The organism is Staphylococcus sp. AtDRG32, assembly GCF_004365845.1.
Lineage (GTDB): Bacteria > Bacillota > Bacilli > Staphylococcales > Staphylococcaceae > Staphylococcus > Staphylococcus hominis.
In genome coordinates, this window is the sequence record NZ_SODE01000003.1 from 80,976 (window position 1) to 99,970 (window position 18,995).

General features: G+C 31.0%; 19 protein-coding genes and 2 pseudogenes. 9 read left to right on the plus strand and 12 right to left on the minus strand.

All coding sequences use genetic code 11. The annotated features are described in order from the left end of the window. Positions 1 to 106 precede the first annotated feature (106 nt). Positions 107 to 1,258: a zinc-dependent alcohol dehydrogenase gene (locus BDW25_RS06145; protein WP_133945156.1), complete on the plus strand. Its 1,152-nt coding sequence runs from the start codon at positions 107 to 109 to the stop codon at positions 1,256 to 1,258. A gap of 550 nt (positions 1,259 to 1,808) precedes the next feature. Further along, positions 1,809 to 2,276: a bacillithiol transferase BstA gene (locus BDW25_RS06150; RefSeq protein ID WP_133945158.1), complete on the plus strand. Its 468-nt coding sequence runs from the start codon at positions 1,809 to 1,811 to the stop codon at positions 2,274 to 2,276. Between the two features lie 261 nt (positions 2,277 to 2,537). Here the strand turns inward: BDW25_RS06150 and BDW25_RS06155 are convergent, their stop codons facing one another. The 6 genes from BDW25_RS06155 to BDW25_RS06180 form a co-directional block, all read right to left on the minus strand. Continuing rightward, on the minus strand, positions 2,538 to 3,083 hold the full coding sequence (locus BDW25_RS06155) for a YdhK family protein (RefSeq protein WP_002454597.1): 546 nt from the start codon (positions 3,081 to 3,083) through the stop codon (positions 2,538 to 2,540). A 17-nt stretch (positions 3,084 to 3,100) separates the two neighbouring features. Further along, positions 3,101 to 5,164, minus strand: a complete 2,064-nt coding sequence (locus BDW25_RS06160; protein ID WP_037554224.1) for a heavy metal translocating P-type ATPase — start codon at positions 5,162 to 5,164, stop codon at positions 3,101 to 3,103. Between the two features lie 709 nt (positions 5,165 to 5,873). Further along, positions 5,874 to 6,002 carry a hypothetical protein gene (locus tag BDW25_RS11125; RefSeq protein ID WP_133945160.1) on the minus strand — a complete coding sequence of 43 codons (129 nt, stop codon included), beginning with the start codon at positions 6,000 to 6,002 and terminating at the stop codon, positions 5,874 to 5,876. A gap of 13 nt (positions 6,003 to 6,015) precedes the next feature. Next, on the minus strand, positions 6,016 to 6,900 hold the full coding sequence (locus BDW25_RS06170) for a permease (RefSeq protein ID WP_002454595.1): 885 nt from the start codon (positions 6,898 to 6,900) through the stop codon (positions 6,016 to 6,018). Between the two features lie 87 nt (positions 6,901 to 6,987). Next, a complete protein-coding gene (locus tag BDW25_RS06175) occupies positions 6,988 to 7,308 on the minus strand; it encodes an ArsR/SmtB family transcription factor (protein WP_002449352.1) in 321 nt (106 codons plus the stop codon). A 45-nt stretch (positions 7,309 to 7,353) separates the two neighbouring features. Then, positions 7,354 to 7,548 (minus strand): hypothetical protein, encoded by a 195-nt coding sequence (locus tag BDW25_RS06180; RefSeq protein ID WP_002454594.1) that lies wholly within the window; start codon positions 7,546 to 7,548, stop codon positions 7,354 to 7,356. A 281-nt stretch (positions 7,549 to 7,829) separates the two neighbouring features. On the opposite strand from BDW25_RS06180, the gene arsD reads away from it, so the two are divergent. From arsD to arsC, 5 genes are all read left to right on the plus strand, one after another. Further along, positions 7,830 to 8,177 (plus strand): arsenite efflux transporter metallochaperone ArsD, encoded by a 348-nt coding sequence (gene arsD, locus BDW25_RS06185; protein ID WP_002449502.1) that lies wholly within the window; start codon positions 7,830 to 7,832, stop codon positions 8,175 to 8,177. Continuing rightward, positions 8,164 to 9,888 carry an arsenical pump-driving ATPase gene (gene arsA / locus BDW25_RS06190; protein ID WP_185956588.1) on the plus strand — a complete coding sequence of 575 codons (1,725 nt, stop codon included), beginning with the start codon at positions 8,164 to 8,166 and terminating at the stop codon, positions 9,886 to 9,888. Before arsD ends, arsA begins: the two co-directional genes overlap by 14 nt. 139 nt (positions 9,889 to 10,027) lie before the next feature. Beyond that, positions 10,028 to 10,342, plus strand: coding sequence for an ArsR/SmtB family transcription factor (locus BDW25_RS06195; RefSeq protein ID WP_019835554.1), 315 nt, complete (start codon positions 10,028 to 10,030; stop codon positions 10,340 to 10,342). Between the two features lie 2 nt (positions 10,343 to 10,344). Then, on the plus strand, positions 10,345 to 11,634 hold the full coding sequence (gene arsB, locus BDW25_RS06200; RefSeq protein ID WP_047796918.1) for an arsenite efflux transporter membrane subunit ArsB: 1,290 nt from the start codon (positions 10,345 to 10,347) through the stop codon (positions 11,632 to 11,634). Between the two features lie 18 nt (positions 11,635 to 11,652). Beyond that, complete coding sequence (arsC, locus tag BDW25_RS06205) at positions 11,653 to 12,048, plus strand: arsenate reductase (thioredoxin) (RefSeq protein ID WP_065581014.1); 396 nt, start codon at positions 11,653 to 11,655, stop codon at positions 12,046 to 12,048. 205 nt (positions 12,049 to 12,253) lie between these two features. Here arsC and BDW25_RS06210 read toward each other — a convergent pair whose 3' ends face one another. The 6 genes and pseudogenes from BDW25_RS06210 to cstR form a co-directional block, all read right to left on the minus strand. Next, complete coding sequence (locus BDW25_RS06210) at positions 12,254 to 12,736, minus strand: YdhK family protein (protein WP_002487267.1); 483 nt, start codon at positions 12,734 to 12,736, stop codon at positions 12,254 to 12,256. 19 nt (positions 12,737 to 12,755) lie between these two features. Then, the gene (locus BDW25_RS06215; RefSeq protein WP_020362832.1) at positions 12,756 to 14,189 is read right to left on the minus strand and encodes a multicopper oxidase family protein; all 1,434 of its coding nucleotides are present in this window, start codon (positions 14,187 to 14,189) and stop codon (positions 12,756 to 12,758) included. A 5-nt stretch (positions 14,190 to 14,194) separates the two neighbouring features. Continuing rightward, a pseudogene (locus tag BDW25_RS11160) lies at positions 14,195 to 14,374 on the minus strand (copper-transporting ATPase); the annotation flags it as partial. 40 nt (positions 14,375 to 14,414) lie between these two features. Next, a pseudogene (locus tag BDW25_RS06225) lies at positions 14,415 to 14,618 on the minus strand (hypothetical protein); the annotation flags it as partial. Between the two features lie 681 nt (positions 14,619 to 15,299). After that, positions 15,300 to 16,058 carry a sulfite exporter TauE/SafE family protein gene (locus tag BDW25_RS06230; protein ID WP_002473148.1) on the minus strand — a complete coding sequence of 253 codons (759 nt, stop codon included), beginning with the start codon at positions 16,056 to 16,058 and terminating at the stop codon, positions 15,300 to 15,302. Continuing rightward, a complete protein-coding gene (cstR, locus tag BDW25_RS06235; RefSeq protein WP_000456194.1) occupies positions 16,055 to 16,315 on the minus strand; it encodes a persulfide-sensing transcriptional repressor CstR in 261 nt (86 codons plus the stop codon). Before cstR ends, BDW25_RS06230 begins: the two co-directional genes overlap by 4 nt. Before the next feature lie 138 nt (positions 16,316 to 16,453). On the opposite strand from cstR, the gene BDW25_RS06240 reads away from it, so the two are divergent. Beyond that, entirely contained in the window at positions 16,454 to 17,521 is a 1,068-nt protein-coding gene (locus BDW25_RS06240; protein ID WP_077700121.1) for a DsrE/DsrF/DrsH-like family protein, read from the plus strand. A gap of 18 nt (positions 17,522 to 17,539) precedes the next feature. Continuing rightward, complete coding sequence (cstB, locus tag BDW25_RS06245; protein ID WP_133945164.1) at positions 17,540 to 18,868, plus strand: persulfide dioxygenase-sulfurtransferase CstB; 1,329 nt, start codon at positions 17,540 to 17,542, stop codon at positions 18,866 to 18,868. Positions 18,869 to 18,995: the final 127 nt, after the last annotated feature.

An 18,995-nucleotide genomic window follows, 5' to 3' on the forward strand; every position in this document is an offset into this window, starting at 1 on the left:
GTAGCCTCTAATTCGAACATATCTACATCATCTAAAAATAATATATGACTCTTCAGAGTTTATAATGTGTTACAAGGGGTAGATTGACAGGAGGAGGGCGATATTAATGAAAGCAGTTACTTATCAAGGTCATAAAAATATGGAAGTTCGTGAAGTGAACGATCCAACGATAGAAGAATCCACAGATGCAATTATTAAAATAACAGCTTCAGGTATATGTGGTTCTGATTTACATCTTTATCATCAAGGCGATTTATTTATGGATCCTGGTTTTGTTATTGGACATGAGCCAATGGGAATTGTAGAAGAAGTAGGAAAAGACGTTAAGACTTTAAAAAAAGGTGATAGAGTGGTTATACCTTTTAACATCGGTTGTGGTGACTGCTTCTATTGTAATAACCATATGGAATCTCAATGCGACAACTCTAATCCATCCCCTGCAAATTGGAAAATGGACAATGGTGGACTTTTCGGTTTTGGTGCCATGCACGGGAACCATTGGGGAGGACAAGCAGAGTATTTAAGAGTTCCATTTGCTGACTTCTCTTCTTTCAAAGTTCCAGATAGTGATTTGAAAGACGAACAAGTATTATTTTTATCTGATGTTGTCCCAACAGCTTATTGGAGTGTAGAACATGCGGGCGTAAAATCTGGTGATACTGTTATTGTTCTAGGTTGTGGTCCAATCGGTTTAATGGCACAAAAATTTGCTAAATTAAAAGGTGCTGAACGTGTGATTGCCATTGATAATGTGGAACATAGATTAAACCATGCGAAAAAATTCAATGATGCTGAAGTGTATAATTTTTCTAAAGAAGATAATATTGGAAAATTACTTCGTGAAAATACACGTGGCGGTGCAGATGTTGTGATAGATTGTGTGGGAATGGATGGACAAGTCGCTCAAGATGATTTAGAGATTAGTTCAAACTCAGCACAACGCGGTAATATTAGTCCAATTATTACAGCAGCAGAATCAGTAAGAAAATTTGGTACCATTCAATTAACTGGTATTTATGCTACACCTGCAGATAATTTTCCAATAGATTTAATTTTTAATAGAGATGTTCAAGTAAAAAGTGGTCAAGCGCCAGTGATTCATCAAATGCCAAAATTATATGAAATGATTAAAAATGAAGTGTTTGATCCAACAGAAATTATAACGCATACCATGCCTTTAGAAGAAGCAAAACAAGCTTACGATATTTTCGATCAGAAAAAAGATAACAATATTAAAGTCATTTTAAAACCACAATAATGACTATATAAATAAAAAAGTATATACGTAACTTCTTGAACAAATAGATAAAAAAGCCTGAGACATCATTAAGTGTCTTGGGCTTTTTTAATATGTTAACAGTCGATGACTGAGTTGAAAATGCACTTATGCTAAGCTTTTTTCAATCCTAATTCTTCTTGATAAACTTGGTGAAATGAGACGATGATTTCAAAATACATTCTGTCCCACTCTTTTTTTCCATTATTTTGATGCTATGATTAAGAAATTTCTTCATTGTAAGAATAGAATTCGAAAAAACAAAACAAGCTAAGGATGACTAGCTTAAGTTATCTTCTAAGAAATTGAATAGATAATTTTGTCAGTCTCTCTGTTATAAATATTTATTATTGTAGTTTTAATAACATTTTTTCAGTAATATAGCTTCGATACTTGTCTAGTCTTCATCTTCTTTACATCCATTCATTCTATACAGTAAATAAAACGGGTACTTCTAATCATAGTGTTTGTGAGTAATTTTTAACGGGTAGATTTTTAGTGCTACACTTTTTAAATATAGGAGGAAACGTAAATGAATGATAAAACAGTTTACGATGTAATTGATATAGGTGTAAATCATTTACTATCTATTTATGATAATTGGAACGTTGAACACGTATTAGATAAAGAAAATGATGTTTTTCCAAATACGTTACATTGGCAATTCGGACATGTTTTAACGATTTTCGATTCTGCTTTATCAATAGGTGGTCAAAATGCCGTAGACGTCGCTAAATATACTAAACTATTTGGTTATGGATCTAGCCCTGCTAACTGGGAAGGACAAGATGTTCCAGCAATCGAAACGATTAAAGAAAATTTAAAAACACTTCCTGAACGTGCGCGCAAACTAACGGATGAACAATTATCACAAGAACTTAACGAACCCGTTGCTGGTTGTCAAACACTCAATGAATTATTAGTACTAAATGCCTTCCATGTTCCATTACATGCCGGCAAGATTGAAGAAATGACTCGCGTGCTTAAACACGACGAATAGTTTAAGGGTCATCATTTATAGTTTCTGAGAAGATGTTTGAATATTATTATTGCGAATAGTATGTTGTGAAAAATTAAGACTAGTATCATTTAACTACCTTGTTTGGCGTAGAAAAATGCAATGTACTGATAAAATATTAATATAAAACGCTTAATAGACGATATTCTTCACGTCTATTAAGCGTTTTTTGATAAATGTTATTCTTCTAAGACTTCTTTTTAATTTTTATATCTATTTATTTCTCAATTTAGAACTAGATTTTTAGCGTGCTTTCAGTTCATTTCCTGTCATCCATTTATGATTTTTAATGATTTTACCATTATCTTTGGATTTGTAATCAACCACGTAAACAGTAGTCTTTTTCACGTTATCTATATTGGCTGTAGCACCTTTCATGCCAGACATATGATTTGCTTCTAATTTAACAGTATCGCCCTTACTAAATCCATCTTTAGGTGCATCTTTAATCTCTTCGTTTACGACCCATTTATGATTGTTTACTTTTTCATTTCCATTTGTGGGTTTATAACTTACAACATAGGCATATGTTTTATACGCACCTTTTACAGTAGCTTCTGCGCCTTTCATCCCTGGCATATGCCCTGCTGTAATCGTTACTTTATCTCCCACTTTAAATTCACCCTCATTAGTCGATGTCATATCTTCTGGAACTTTACTTTCATCATTATGCTTCATATGGCTCTCACTTTTTTGGTCATTAGTGTCTTTATCTTTTTCATCATTATTGGAGCAAGCTGATAATATTAGTAATGATCCTAATATCATAAAAAATAATTTTTTAACCATAATAAAACTCCTATCTTTTATTTTAATTTTAATGTAAAGGCATTAATCGCTACTATAACTGTACTTAAAGACATTAATATTGCTCCTACAGCTGGTGATAATATTAACCCGATAAAAGCTAATGCGCCAGCTGCTAAAGGTACAGCAACAATATTATAACCTGCACCCCACCATAAGTTTTGCACCATTTTTCTCATAGTATTATTTGAAAGGGTCAAGAAATGAATAATATCTGATGGATTACTTTTAACAAGTATGATATCACCTGAATCCACTGCAACATCTGTGCCTGCACCAATTGCTATACCAATATCGGCTCTTATAAGACTCGGCGCATCATTGATACCGTCTCCGACCATCATGACTTTATTACCGTCACTTTGATAATCTTTTATAATGCTTTCCTTATCTTCTGGCATGAGTTGTGCGTGGACATCACTAATACCTAATTCTTTTGCGACAGCGTGTGCCACTTCATTATTGTCACCTGTAAGCATGACTGGTGTAATATGTCTTGATAGTAAATCAGCTACCATTTGTTTTGAGCTTTCTTTAATTTGATCTCCTTGAGCAATCATGCCAATGACTTGTTGATCCTCAATTAAATAGCTGATTGAATTACCTTGTTGAGCTAATTTAGTAAACAAGTCATCGTCATAATTAAGTTTATGTTTATCAAGATAAGAGACATTTGTTATTTTATATGTTTTATTATCAATTAGACCTTCTAATCCGACACCTGGAATATTATTAACGTCTTGTGGATTAGTAAATGAAACATTTTTACTTTTCGCAAAATCAACAATACTTATAGCTAATGGGTGATTAGATTGACTTTCTAATGAGGCGAAAAGGCTTAATATTGTATCATTACTCAAATCATTTTTAAAGCTCTCATAATGATTCACAGAAAAGTTACCCTCAGTTAAAGTACCAGTTTTATCCATCATTACATAATCGATATGTTGAGCTATTTCTACAGATTCTCTATTTTTAATAATTAAACCATTATGTGCACCAATTGAAGTAGAACGTGCAGTGACTAAAGGTATTGCCAAGCCTAAAGCATGTGGACAAGCAATGACTAACACAGTTACAAGACGTTCTAATGCAAAATCAACATCATTTTGAATGAGCATCCAGACAATAAAAGAAATCACGCCAACACTTACAGCAAAGTAGAATAAATAACCCGCTACTTTATCAGATAACAATTCAGCACTAGATTTATCATTTTGTGCTTGATTAACAAGTCCCATAACTTGAGAAAGATATCCATCTTCTCCCACAGCTGTAACCTTGACTTGTATTGTTCCAGACCCATTAATAGAACCCCCGATGACGTTGTCATTTTGATTTTTTTGTACTTTTTTAGATTCTCCAGTGACTAGGGATTCATCTATAGATGTTTGTCCTTGAACGATAATACCATCTGTTGGAATGCTTTCTCCGGCTTTTACTTCGACGATATCATCAGTCATGATGTCTGATATTTTAACTTCTTCGCGTTGGCCATTATCCATAACTTTAATAGCACTATTAGGTAACAGTTCTGCCATTTTCTTTAAAGCATCTCCAGCATTTCCGACAGCATTCATTTCTATCCAATGTCCTAATAGCATAATTAAAATTAAGGTTGCTAATTCCCAAAAAAAGTCCATTGTATGACCAGTTGCACTACTAAAGTTATTCATATAAAAAGCATACAAGCTATAAATATAAGCTACTGAAATACCTAGAGCAACTAAGGTCATCATGCCTGGTTTTTTTGTAGCAATTTCATCTTTACCACCAGACAAGAACGGTTTACCACCATAAAAGAATAAAATTGTACTTAATATTAACACTACCCATTCAGAACCTGGAAATGTGAATTGAAAAGGTAAGTTAACGCCCATCATTGGCGATAAAAGAATGATAGGTATTGCAAAAATTAATGAAACAAAAAACTTAACTTTAAAATTTCCATGATGATGTGCATGGCCACTATGATGATGATGTGAGGCATGGTTATCATGATGCATTTGATTGGAATGATTCATGTGATTTTGATGATTATGCTCTTCACCATTATTCTTCAAATTAACCCCTCCCAATGAAAATGTTATAGTAAAGCTACTTATACTATAACATATACCCCCATAGGGTATAAATAGTTTCGATTTATCTCCATTTATGGATTTATTTATATCATTCTGAAAATGATGTCTACACGTCCTACATTAGACCTTGTCATCGATGTGTAAAACAAGGTTTTAATTAAAAAATCTCATCTGAACTATCGCATGACAATACACTCTGACCAAGGTTAGCATTATCAACACAAATCATATATTACTATTCTTAAAGAAAATAACGCATTTCAAAGTAGGTCTAGAAAAGCAAATTGTCTAGATCATTATTTAAAGAAGCCAGTAAATGAATTCATAATAAACTCATTTACTGGCTATTTTTCTAGTATTTATATTCAGTCTTTTCAAACTATATTAATCATTTTTTGATTCTCAAATTTTACGCCACAATAGCTGCATTTTACTAAAGATACTATATATTCAAACAATTTCAGAGTGAGTTATATACAACCTCATTTTTAGTTTTATTTATAATATGATTCTGCGTATCGGTTAATGATGCGGTTTTTAATTAACGTCTTTTTGTTATAAGTCTTAAAGAATATTAAATAAACAACAACATTTTCCTTAACTGAAACGAAAGAACGACAAATTCCATACTATTACATTGGAATTTGTCGTTCATTTATTAGAAGCATATATTTTACAGACTTCTAAATTAATTGTTACAACAATTATTATTATCCTGCTGTTCTTTTTCATTCTTCTCTGTTTTTTCTTCAATTTCTACAGAACAACATGATTGATTCTGAGGTTTTAATTTTTTTAATACGTCTTTGACTCCCATTATCTCACCTCCTTTAAATAACGATGTTCACCATCAAACCTGTAGAAATAGCTACAACTAAAATGGCGATAACGAATGAGATTACAAATTTTTTCTTGAATAGTTTCGATAATAATACAACTTCTGGAATACTTGCACCAGCACCACCAATGATCAAAGCAACAACTGTCCCAAGCGACATTCCTTTTGAAGCTAATGCTTCAGCTATAGGTAACATTGTTTCAGGTCTAATATACATAGGAATACCTATAATAGAAGCAATAAATACGGATATAATGCCACCTCCACTCGCATATTTAGTAATAAATGTTTCGGGTACAAAGCCATATATAAAAGCACCAATAAATACACCGATAAATAAGTAAGGAATCATTGGATATAAGAATGCCCAAGCATCATTTAATGCTTGTTTAAAACGAGATCCATTTTTATTAGCGAAAAACCCATCGCCTTTAACATTTACACCTTTATAACTTTTAGATAAATTCATTTTTGAAAATACTAGACCCGTTAAGACACTAAAGATTGCTAGTACAATAAAATAAACAACAGCAACTTTCCAACCTAATAAGGCCCATAACATAAATATCATTAATGGATTCATTAAAGGTGACGCAATTAAAAAACTCATTGCTGGACCAAAAGGTACTTTAGAATTTAATAGACCTGCAAGTATTGGAATAGTTGAACAAGAACAAAATGGTGTCATCGCACCAAAAGCCATTCCCAAAATATAATTAATAGCTTGATTAGGTTTACTTAAAAAGTATTTTATTTTTTCTTCTGAAACTATCTGCTGGATGATACTTACGATAAAGCTCACGATGATAAATAGTATGAATAGTTCAAAAAACAACATCACAAATGTTTTTATAAATTCCATAATTGAATCTAACATGAGTATAATGCCTCCAAATTTAATTAATCAATATTTCTTGATGTATTAATCAAAAAAAATTGATTAATACTATATTAAAAAAGATACTTAAAGTATCTTACAACAAGTATCTTCATTTAAAACAACCTGTATTTGCTGCTCATTAATTTTATAATAATTCCATGTGCCATGCTTTTCAGCAATAAGAACATTTGCATCTACTAATTTTTTTAAATGATAAGAAAGTTTAGATTGTTTTATATCTAATAACTCTTCTAAATCACATACACATAATGATTTATTGAAGCTTTGGCTAATTTGATTTAGTATTTTTAATCTGATTTTATCGGCAAGTGCATTAAACATATTTTCATAAAAGTCAAATTGTTGATCTTCACTCATATCAGTCTTTGCTTTAATAACTTCCATAAAAGACCATCCTTTTTATAATATTTCATTGAGTTTATATTATCTTTATTTCAATTCTTGAATTGCTTGTTTATAGTTATTTTTTGTTGATTCTCCATACTGATTAATGTTCCCTTTAAAGAACTCCTTTTCCATATATATTGTAGCTTCTTTTAAATTGATTTCTCTTGATAGCATAACAAGATTTAAATAACTTACAAAGTAACCAACAGTTAAAGTACTTGAATGGTTTACTCGCAATCAAGCACGCCTCCTTATTGTCAAAGTAGTTTTATATCATTTAATACATCAACTTTTTTTGATATATTAAATATAAATCAATATCTATATTATCGCAAGAAAAAAACTATGATTTTACATAAACTTAGGTATTTCTCACAGAAACATTAAAATAATTTTTTTATAAATTGTATTATTAAGAATTAAATTTAGTAAAGTTTTTAAAACTCAAACAATAACATAGACATCCATCTATATAGATGTTAATCTATAATCGCAAATTAATTAATGAGGTGAGTATAATGTTAAATATTGAAATATACGAAGAAGCTATGTGCTGTTCTACTGGAGTATGTGGTCCAGAACCGGATGAAACACTAATAAAAGCGAACCAAATCAATGAATATTTAAAGCAAAATCAAATAGAAGTTCAACGTTATAATATGAATAATAATCCGAATGAATTCATTAAAAATCAAGAAGTTATTCGTTTAATTCAAGAAAAAGGTGATGAAGTTTTACCAATCACTTTTATAGAAGGCGGTATAGCTAAAACGGGTGCTTATATTACCCAAGAAGAAGCCGATGAAATCATTACAGTTAATCAAATGAGAAATGGAGGATGCTGTGGTGGAGATGGATGCTGTTAAATCCTTAAATAAATTGAATTTAGATAACATTGAGTTAACAAAATATTTGTTTTTTACTGGTAAAGGTGGCGTTGGCAAAACGACGATATCAAGTTTTATTGCTTTAAACTTAGCAGAGAATGGAAAGAAAGTAGCTTTAGTAAGTACTGATCCAGCTAGTAATTTACAAGATGTATTTCAAATGGAATTATCTAATAAATTAACTAAATATCAACCTATACCTAATCTCTCTATAGCCAATTTTGACCCGATTGCTGCTGCAGACGATTATAAAGCACAATCTATAGAACCTTATGAGGGTATTCTACCAGAAGATGTGCTTGCTGAGATGAAAGAACAGTTAAGTGGTTCATGTACAGTTGAAGTAGCAGCATTTAATGAATTTACAAATTTTTTATCCGATAAAACTTTAGAACAAGAATTTGATTTCATTATATTTGATACAGCTCCCACAGGTCACACTTTGAGAATGCTTGAATTACCTTCTGCATGGACAGATTATTTAAATACAACGAGTAATGACGCTTCTTGCTTAGGTCAATTATCAGGTTTAAATGAAAATAGAGTTAAATATAATTCAGCACTTGAAAAACTACGTAACCAAGATGATACGACCATGATGTTAGTTGCGAGACCTACTCACTCTTCTATATATGAAATTCAAAGAGCGCAACAAGAATTACAACAACTGTCAATTTCTAAATTCAAAGTAATCATTAACAACTATATAGAAGAAAGTCACGGTTTAATTTCGAGTCAGATGAAATCAGAACAAGATAAAAACATTAATTATTTTACTGAATGGTTAAATAACAATCATGCTTATTACGTTCCATATAAAAAGCAGAAAGAAGAAGGTATAGAAAGTTTAACTAATCTATTAAATGATGATAACTTAATTGAAAATGATGACTTTATTGTTGAAGATCATCCGCAATTCAATAAATTAATCGATGAAATTGAAAATAGTAAAGTTCAATATTTATTTACAATGGGAAAAGGTGGCGTTGGTAAAACGACAGTAGCAACGCAATTAGCTACAACGTTATCTAATAAAGGATATCGTGTTCTTTTAGCAACTACTGACCCTACTAAAGAAATTAATGTTGAAACTACAAGTAATTTAAATACTGCTTATATTGATGAAGAACAAGCATTAGAAAAGTATAAAAAAGAAGTACTAGCCACAGTGAATGATGATACACCACAAGACGATATCGATTATATTATGGAAGATTTAAAATCACCTTGTACAGAAGAAATAGCATTTTTCAAAGCCTTTAGTGACATTATGGAGAATCAAGACGACATGGATTACGTCATTGTAGATACAGCTCCTACAGGCCATACCTTGCTGTTACTTGATTCTAGTGAAAATCATCATAGAGAATTAAAGAAAAAATCAACTCAAACTACCAGTAATGTTGAAACATTATTACCTAAAATTCAAAATAAAAATTTAACACAGATGATAATCGTAACACTAGCAGAAAAAACACCTTATTTAGAATCTAAACGTTTAGTAGAAGATTTAAATAGAGCTAATATAGGCCATAATTGGTGGGTTGTTAATCAATCGTTAGTTACGCTAAATCAACGTGATGACCTTTTTAGTAACAAAAAAGAAGATGAATCATTTTGGATAAACAAGATTAAAAATGAAAGTCTTAATAATTACTTTGTCATACCTTATCGAATATCAGAATATTAATATTATTGATTATAATGAGACCTAGCGTCTACTTTAAACCAGTTAATAATTTAGGAGTTAAGCAAGTATATAATTTATCAAGTGACAATAAAAATTATCAACGTTATAAAAGGTTCCAAGTAGAAAGGAAGAAGAAAAATTGAATTATAAAGAAATTTCACAATACTTAAAAGTGATTGCTGATAGTAGTCGTCTTGAAATATTAGATTTGTTATCTTGTGGTGAATTATGCGCTTGTGATTTATTAGAGCATTTTTCTTTTTCTCAACCCACATTAAGTCATCATATGAAAGTATTAAAAGACAATAATTTAATTACATCTAGAAAGGATGGTAATAAAAATTTATATAAATTGAATCATGATGTATTAGATGACATTACATCACGACTCACTCTATTGAGTTCCAATACTGTCCCATGTATATGTGAAACTGTAGAGAAAGGTGAGTGTTAACAATGACGATATTAGCAATCACTATTTTTCTATTAACGTTAATTTTTATCATTTGGCAACCTAAGGGGTTAGATATTGGTATTACAGCATTGATTGGCGCTATCATCGCCATTATTACAGGTGTTGTTAGTCTCTCAGATGTTATTGAAGTTACAGGGATTGTTTGGAATGCGACGTTAACCTTTGTCGCTGTTATACTCATTTCATTAATTTTAGATGAAATTGGATTTTTCGAATGGGCAGCTATACATATGGTCAGAGCTTCAAATGGTCATGGGTTTAAGATGTTTGTCTACATTATGTTGTTAGGCGCTATTGTAGCAGCCTTCTTTGCGAACGATGGAGCTGCATTAATCCTCACTCCAATCGTGCTCGCTATGGTAAGAAATCTTGGGTTTAATCAAAAAGTCATTTTTCCTTTTATCATTGCAAGTGGATTCATTGCAGATACTACGTCTCTTCCATTAATTGTAAGTAACTTGGTTAATATCGTTTCTGCTGACTACTTCCATATTGGATTTATTGAATATGTAAGTCGCATGATGATTCCAAATCTATTCTCTTTACTTGCAAGTATCGTTGTATTATGGTTATATTTCAGAAAAGTTATCCCCAACCATTTTGAAATTAAAAACCTTAAAACGCCTAATCAAGCCATTAAAGATCCAAAATTATTCAAGTTTTCATGGATTGTTTTATCAATCTTACTCATTGGTTATATAGTTAGTGAATTTATTCAAATTCCAGTATCGATCATTGCTTGTTCAATTGCGTTTATATTTACTGTATTGGCCTATCAATCAAGCGTTGTAAACACGAAACAAGTGATCAAAGGTGCACCTTGGAATATTGTGCTCTTCTCTATAGGAATGTATTTAGTTGTATTTGGTCTGAAAAACGTGGGTATTACTGCATTATTAGCTAATATGCTATCAAGCATATCAAACTATGGTTTGTTTAGTAGTGTGATAGGTATGGGCTTCATATCTGCATTTCTTTCAGCTATTATGAATAATATGCCTACCGTATTAATTGATGCAATTGCTATTGGACAATCTGCAACTACCGGTTTAATCAAAGAAGGCATGATTTATGCCAATATCATCGGCGCAGATTTAGGACCTAAAATCACACCTATCGGCTCCTTAGCAACACTACTATGGTTACACGTTTTAACACAAAAGGGAGTAAAAATTTCATGGGGCACATATTTTAAAACAGGTATTGTTATTACGATTCCTGTTCTGTTTATCACATTAGTTGGTTTATACGTTACACTTATTATTTTCTAAAAAAAGAGGAGACTATTTATGGATAAAAAAACAATTTACTTTATATGTACAGGTAATTCATGCCGTAGCCAAATGGCTGAAGGTTGGGCTAAGAACATTTTAGGTGATGAATGGCAAGTATATTCTGGCGGTATTGAGGCACACGGTGTCAATCCGAAAGCAATCGAAGCGATGAAAGAAATTGGAATTGATATCTCAAATCATACTTCTAATTTAATTGACAACACTATACTCAACCAATCCGATTTAGTAGTAACTTTATGTAGTGATGCTGACAATAATTGTCCTATATTGCCGCCGAATGTAAAAAAAGAACATTGGGGATTTGATGATCCAGCAGGCAAACCTTGGTCAGAATTCCAACGTGTTAGAGATGAAATCAAAATCGCCATTGAATCATTTAAAACTAGATAAACTTTAAGCGTCTCAATATCATTGGGACGCTTTTTTATTATTAATTATTTTATACTTTTTGATTTATCTCCAGGATTAGTCATTTTTCTTATCTATTTAATTTACACACTAAAAAATATCCTCCTTAACAATAATAAGTTATTTAAATTATTGATTAAGGAGGATATCTTTATATCTATTTATTTCTCAATCTAGAACTAGATTTTTATCGTGCTTTCAGCTCATTTCCTGTCATCCATTTATGATTTTTAATGATTTTACCATTATCTTTGGATTTGTAATCAACTACGTAAACAGTCGTCTTTTTCACGTTATCTATATTGGCTGTAGCACCTTTCATACCAGACATATGACTTGCTTCTAATTTAACAGTATCGCCTTTACTAAATCCATCTTTAGGTGCATCTTTGATCTCTTCGTTTACGACCCATTTATGATTGTTTACTTTTTCATTTCCATTTGTGGGTTTATAACTTACAACATAAGCATATGTTTTATACGCACCTTTTACAGTAGCTTCTGCACCTTTCATCCCTGGCATATGCCCTGCTGTAATCGTTACTTTATCTCCTACTTTAAATTCACCCTCATTAGTCGATGTCATATCTTCAGGAACTTTACTTTCATCATTATGCTTCATATGGCTCTCACTTTTTTGGTCATTAGTGTCTTTATCTTTTTTCATCATATTAAAATCTCCCTATTGATTAGTTTGTTACTTTTACTTGACCCATCATTCCATTATCTTCATGCTCAAGTATATGACAGTGAAACATGTATGTTCCAGTATTTTTAAATACAACCTCTATTTTAGCTTTTTGTCCAGGTTCCAAAGATATAACATCCTTTTTACCCCTCATATCTTTTGGAGGTTTCTCCCCATCCACAGATAAAACTTTAAATTGCGTTCCATGGATGTGGAAAGGATGTTTCATACCACCCATTTTATCTTTGACGTTTTCAATTTCCCATACTTCTTTCTGGTTTAACTTTTGTGTAAAATCTATTCTGTTAGGATCGAATTTATTACCATTAATGGTAACATTATCATTCATACCTTCTAATTTTATTTTCTTACCTACTTTTGGTGTATTACTTTTGTTAGAACTTTTCTCTTTGTTACTAATCGGTAAAATTACAGTTTTATCATTATCAACCAGACTGATTTTCTCGCCTTTCATTTTAGATAAATCTATTACTATTTCTTTTCTTTCTGAAGGAGCTAAATTAATTTCTTTTAATTTTTTAGCGTTTTTTAATTGACCGCCATCTGAAGCAATATACTCAAAACTTTGATTATTACTTAGCTTAAGATTTAAATCTCGAGCATTAGAACCATTTAAAAGTCTCAAACGTATTTTCTCTTCTTTTGCTGTAAGTTTGGGGTTTACTATTCCGTTCACAAGAACAGTATCACCTTGAGTGCCATCTTCGTCTTTCGTTTTTGAATAATTTAATTTTTTAGATACAAATGTTTTATCTTGGATTATTATAGGCAAATCATTTTTTCCATAATTACTAGGATAATTATTCTTTTTACTATCTTCTATATATAATAATCCTGATAAGCCATTATAAACTTGTTTAGCTGTATTTGGAGAGGGGTGGGGGTGATACCATAAAGTAGCAGAATCTTGATTAACCTCAAATTTTATAGTTTTTTCTTTTCCTGGTTTTATAACCTGAGAAGGCCCTCCATCCACTTTTCCATTTACTTCTAATCCATGCCAATGAAATGTTGTATTTTCATCTAAGTTATTTATTAACTTAATTTTAACTTTATCTCCTTTTTTTAATTTTAAAGTTGGTCCAAGTAAATTTCCATTGTAGCCTAGAGTATTAGAAAAATTATTTTTGTAAAACTCTGTCTTTCCTTCCTGAGCTTTTAATGTATAATTTTTATAACCATTGTTATCTTTTTTTGACTCTGCAACTTTAGGAAATATTATTTCATTTTTTCCTTGTGAAGAATTTAATTTCTTTCTTTCGTCATGATGTTTCATATTTGTCATATCCATTGTATTTTTCTTATCTTCTTTCATATTCATCATATCATTCTTACTTTCTGCGAAAGTATCATTAGACGCAATAATTATTATGGAAAAAATTATAATTAAAATTGCAAAAACTTTATTATACATAAGGTTTACCTCTTTTCTTTTAATTTTAATGTAAAAGCATTAATCGCTACTATAACTGTACTTAAAGACATTAATATTGCTCCTACAGCTGATGATAATATTAACCCGATAAAAGCTAATGCGCCAGCTGCTAAAGGTACAGCAACAATATTATAACCTGCACCCTACCATAAGTTTTGCACCATATATTAACACTACCCATTCAGAACCTGGAAATGTGAATTAAAAAGGTAAGTTAACACCCATCAGTGGCGATAAAAGAATGATAGGTATTGCAAAAATTAATGAAACAAAAAACTTAACTTTAAAATTTCCATGATGATGTGCATGGCCACTATGATGATTATGTGATTCATGGTTATCATGATGCATTTGATTGGAATGATTCATGTGATTTTGATGATTATGCGCTTCACCATTATTCTTCAAATTAACCCTTCCTAATAAAAATGTTATAGTAAAATTACTTATACTATAACGTATACCCCCACAGGGTATAAATAGTTTCGATTTATCTCAATTTATGGATTTATTTATATCATTCTGAAAATGATGTCTACACGTCCTACATTAGACCTTGTCATCGATGTTTAAAACAAGGTTTTAATTAAAAAATCTCATCTGAACTCTCGCATGACAATACACTCTGACCAAGGTTAGCATTATCAACACAAGTCATATATTACTATTCTTAAAGAAAATAACGCATTTCAAAGTAGGTCTAGAAAAGCAAATTGTCTAGATCATTATTTAAAGAAGCCAGTAAATGAATTCATAATAAACTCATTTACTGGCTACTTTTCTAGTATTTATATTCAGTCTTTTCAAACTATATTAATCATTTTTTGATTCTCAAATTCTACGCCACAATAGCTGCATTTTATTAAAGATACTATATATTCAATCAATTTCAGAGTGAGTTATATATAACCTCATTTTTAGTTTTATTTATAGTATGAGTCTGCGCATCAGTTAATGATACGGTTTTTTTAATATTGTTTTATCATAAATCTTCAACATGTAAAATAACTTTTAAATTAAATATAGTATGAATTAATTTAGGGAGCGAGACTACAAATTCAAAATGAATGTTGTCCCACTCCCATGTTTTTAAAATATCAACTTAATAATTGCAACGACGATTAAAATACATATTATCGTTTTTTGAATATAGTCAGGTATTTTCTGGCCCATTTTCATACCTAGAGGCGTAAATAGTATACTACCTAAAATTAACGGTATTGCACTATTGATAGGAATATACCCCTGTAATAATTTAATCATAAATGCTCCAATAGAAGAAATGAATGCAATTACAATACTATTTGTAACCACCATGTTCATTGGTAATTTAAATATAACAAGTAGTACTGGAATAATAATAAATGCGCCACCAGCTCCTACAATACCAGATACCAAACCGATGATACCACCTATTGTAATTAAAAGTAGACGATTAAACTTAATATGACTAGTAGATGGTGTAACTTTTATAAACATTAGAATAAGAGCTAGTAATGCAATAATAATATAAACCGTATTAACAAACTGAACATTTATTAAATTCGCTAAGATTGCACCTAGCATACTACCTATTACCATTCCACTTCCCATATTAAGTATAAGCGTTCTAGAAAAATTTTTATTTTTATATGCGTTTAAAGATCCACTCAATGTACTAAAAAACACCTGACTTGAAGTTAATCCTGAAGCAATATAAGCACTATAAGTAGGTAAACCAAATAATGGTGGTAATAATAAGAGAGCTGGGTAAATAACAATGGCTCCCCCTATACCGACTAATCCAGAAATAAATCCTCCTAAGATACCAATAACTAACATTACTATAATGGTGGTTATACTTATCATTTACTTTTTATCAATAATTCAACTGCTTCATTAATTAGTGCCTGAGAATCTTCACTATTTTCTTCAGACATTTTGACGCATTCTACTAAGTTTTCACTAATGATAATACCCATTAAACGTTGAATAGAACTTTTAGAGGCACTTAATTGACTAATGACGTCTTTACAATTTTTTTCTTCCTCCATCATTTTAATGACTCCATTAAGCTGTCCTTGTATGCGATGAATACGATTAATCATCTTTTTATTATATTCCAATATATTTCACTCCACATTCATTTTTAATAATTACATCATATTGATTAAATTTTAGTTTGTCAAATACCTATGGGGGTATTTGACAAACTATTTAATCCATTATAATATACCCCCATAGGTATTTAAAAGGAGGCAATTATGTCACAATATAAAACTAAACACATTAATGATTTCACTAAAAAAGAATTACAAGAATTGGGTTCTAAGGGTCAATTAATTGACGTTCGACAGCCTGAAGAATTTGAATTAGGACACATTAAAAATGCTTTATTACATTCAGTTGAAAATATAGAGACTTTTAAACAAAACAAAAATAAAACTTACTATATCTATTGTAAAAGTGGTAATAGAAGTAGAAAAGCAAGTCAATTTCTTGCACAACGCGGATACGATGTGGTGAATTTAGACGGAGGTTATACCGCATACAAAGAACAACATCATAATGATAATTTATCTAAAGTAAAAGAAGATAGAGAAATTAAAGATAATCGTAAGATGTTCAATTATAGTAATCTACAATGTCCAGGACCTATTGTTAATATTAGTAAAGAAATCAAAAACATCGCTATTGGTGATCAAATAGAAGTTGTTGTGACTGATCACGGATTTTTAAATGATATTAAAAGTTGGGTCAAACAAACTGGACATACACTTGTTAGACTCAATGATTTTGGTAATGAAATTCGCGCTATTATTCAAAAAGAAGAAAATAAAAATATAGAAGTGACACACACGAAAAGTGGAACAACGATTGTTTTATTTAGCGGCGAGCTAGATAAAGCAGTTGCAGCAATGATTATTGCTAATGGTTCTAAAGCCGCAGGTAGAGATGTAACCATCTTTTGTACATTTTGGGGTTTAAATGCACTTAAAAAAATTCAAAATCAACGTATTAAGAAAAAAGGTATCGCAAAACTTTTTGACTTCATGCTTCCAAATTCACCAATTAACATGCCTATTTCTAAAATGAATATGTTTGGTTTAGGCAATCTAATGATGCGTTATGTCATGAAAAAGAAAAATGTCGATACTTTACCTTCTCTTATTGATCAAGCAGTTGAGCAAGGTGTTAAACTTATCGCTTGTACAATGAGTATGGATGTGATGGGCATTACAAAAGAAGAACTACGCGATGATGTAGAATACGGTGGCGTAGGTGCATATATTGGATATACAGAACAAGCTAATCACAATTTATTTATATAATTAGAAAGGAATGATATTATGTTTTTTAAACAATTTTATGATAAACATTTATCTCAAGCATCTTATTTAATCGGTTGTCAAAAAACTGGAGAAGCCATGATTATTGATCCTATTCGTGACTTATCTTCATATATTCGAGTTGCTGATGAAGAAGGTTTAACCATTACTCATGCAGCTGAAACACATATACATGCAGATTTTGCTTCAGGAATTAGAGATGTTGCTATAAAGTTAAATGCTAATATTTATGTATCGGGTGAAAGTGATGACACATTAGGTTATAAAAATATGCCTAACCACACTCATTTTGTTCAACATAATGACGATATTTATGTAGGAAATATAAAATTAAAAGTGCTTCATACACCTGGTCACACGCCAGAAAGTATAAGTTTTTTACTTACTGACGAAGGTGCTGGAGCACAAGTTCCAATGGGACTATTCAGTGGTGATTTTATTTTTGTAGGAGATATCGGTAGACCTGATTTACTAGAAAAAGCGGTTAAAGTAGAAGGATCATCTGAAATAGGCGCTAAACAAATGTTTAAATCGATTGAAAGTATTAAAGACTTGCCAGACTACATTCAAATTTGGCCTGGCCATGGCGCTGGTAGTCCTTGTGGTAAATCTTTAGGTGCTATTCCAATGTCTACTCTTGGCTATGAAAAACAAACGAACTGGGCTTTTTCTGAAAATAACGAAGCTACCTTTATCGATAAACTCATTTCTGACCAACCTGCACCACCACATCATTTTGCACAAATGAAAAAAATTAATCAATTCGGTATGAATTTATATCAACCTTATACGGTTTATCCAGCTACAAATACAAACAGATTTACTTTTGATCTCCGCAGTAAGGAGGCTTATCATGGTGGACATATTGAAGGTACAATCAATATTCCATATGATAAAAATTTCATCAATCAAATTGGCTGGTATCTAAACTATGATCAAGAAATTAACTTGATTGGAGACTATCACCTTATTTCAAAAGCAACACACACCTTACAACTCATTGGATACGATGATGTTGCTGGATATCAATTACCTCAATCTAAGATTCAAACACGTTCCATTCATAGTGAAGACATTACAGGTAACGAATCACATATATTAGATGTACGTAATGATAATGAATGGAATAATGGCCACTTATCTCAAGCGGTTCATGTACCACACGGCAAACTTTTAGAAACAGATTTACCTTTCAATAAAAACGATGTTATTTATGTACACTGTCAGTCTGGCATTAGAAGTTCGATAGCTATTGGTATTTTAGAACATAAAGGTTATCACAACATTATTAATGTAAATGAAGGTTACAAAGATATACACCTTTCTTAATATTAATACTAATGAAGAAGGACTATAAGTAGTTAGATATAGCTTATAGTCCCTTTTTATATTATTGGATACATATCTATTTAAAAATCATTTATGTATCCTCGCTTTATATCATTTAATAAATATT

Excerpts from the sequence above, each read along its gene's own strand:
- BDW25_RS06240 (WP_077700121.1), top strand. The coding sequence starts at position 16,454 with ATGTCACAATATAAAACTAAACACATTAATGATTTCACTAAAAAAGAA.
- arsC (WP_065581014.1), top strand. The coding sequence starts at position 11,653 with ATGGATAAAAAAACAATTTACTTTATATGTACAGGTAATTCATGCCGT.
- BDW25_RS11125 (WP_133945160.1), bottom strand. The coding sequence starts at position 6,002 with ATGGGAGTCAAAGACGTATTAAAAAAATTAAAACCTCAGAATCAATCA.
- BDW25_RS06145 (WP_133945156.1), top strand. The coding sequence starts at position 107 with ATGAAAGCAGTTACTTATCAAGGTCATAAAAATATGGAAGTTCGTGAA.
- BDW25_RS06215 (WP_020362832.1), bottom strand. The coding sequence starts at position 14,189 with ATGTATAATAAAGTTTTTGCAATTTTAATTATAATTTTTTCCATAATA.
- BDW25_RS06150 (WP_133945158.1), top strand. The coding sequence starts at position 1,809 with ATGAATGATAAAACAGTTTACGATGTAATTGATATAGGTGTAAATCAT.
- arsD (WP_002449502.1), top strand. The coding sequence starts at position 7,830 with ATGTTAAATATTGAAATATACGAAGAAGCTATGTGCTGTTCTACTGGA.
- cstB (WP_133945164.1), top strand. The coding sequence starts at position 17,540 with ATGTTTTTTAAACAATTTTATGATAAACATTTATCTCAAGCATCTTAT.
- BDW25_RS06175 (WP_002449352.1), bottom strand. The coding sequence starts at position 7,308 with ATGGAAGTTATTAAAGCAAAGACTGATATGAGTGAAGATCAACAATTT.
- BDW25_RS06210 (WP_002487267.1), bottom strand. The coding sequence starts at position 12,736 with ATGATGAAAAAAGATAAAGACACTAATGACCAAAAAAGTGAGAGCCAT.
- arsB (WP_047796918.1), top strand. The coding sequence starts at position 10,345 with ATGACGATATTAGCAATCACTATTTTTCTATTAACGTTAATTTTTATC.
- BDW25_RS06230 (WP_002473148.1), bottom strand. The coding sequence starts at position 16,058 with ATGATAAGTATAACCACCATTATAGTAATGTTAGTTATTGGTATCTTA.
- BDW25_RS06155 (WP_002454597.1), bottom strand. The coding sequence starts at position 3,083 with ATGGTTAAAAAATTATTTTTTATGATATTAGGATCATTACTAATATTA.
- arsA (WP_185956588.1), top strand. The coding sequence starts at position 8,164 with ATGGATGCTGTTAAATCCTTAAATAAATTGAATTTAGATAACATTGAG.
- BDW25_RS06170 (WP_002454595.1), bottom strand. The coding sequence starts at position 6,900 with ATGTTAGATTCAATTATGGAATTTATAAAAACATTTGTGATGTTGTTT.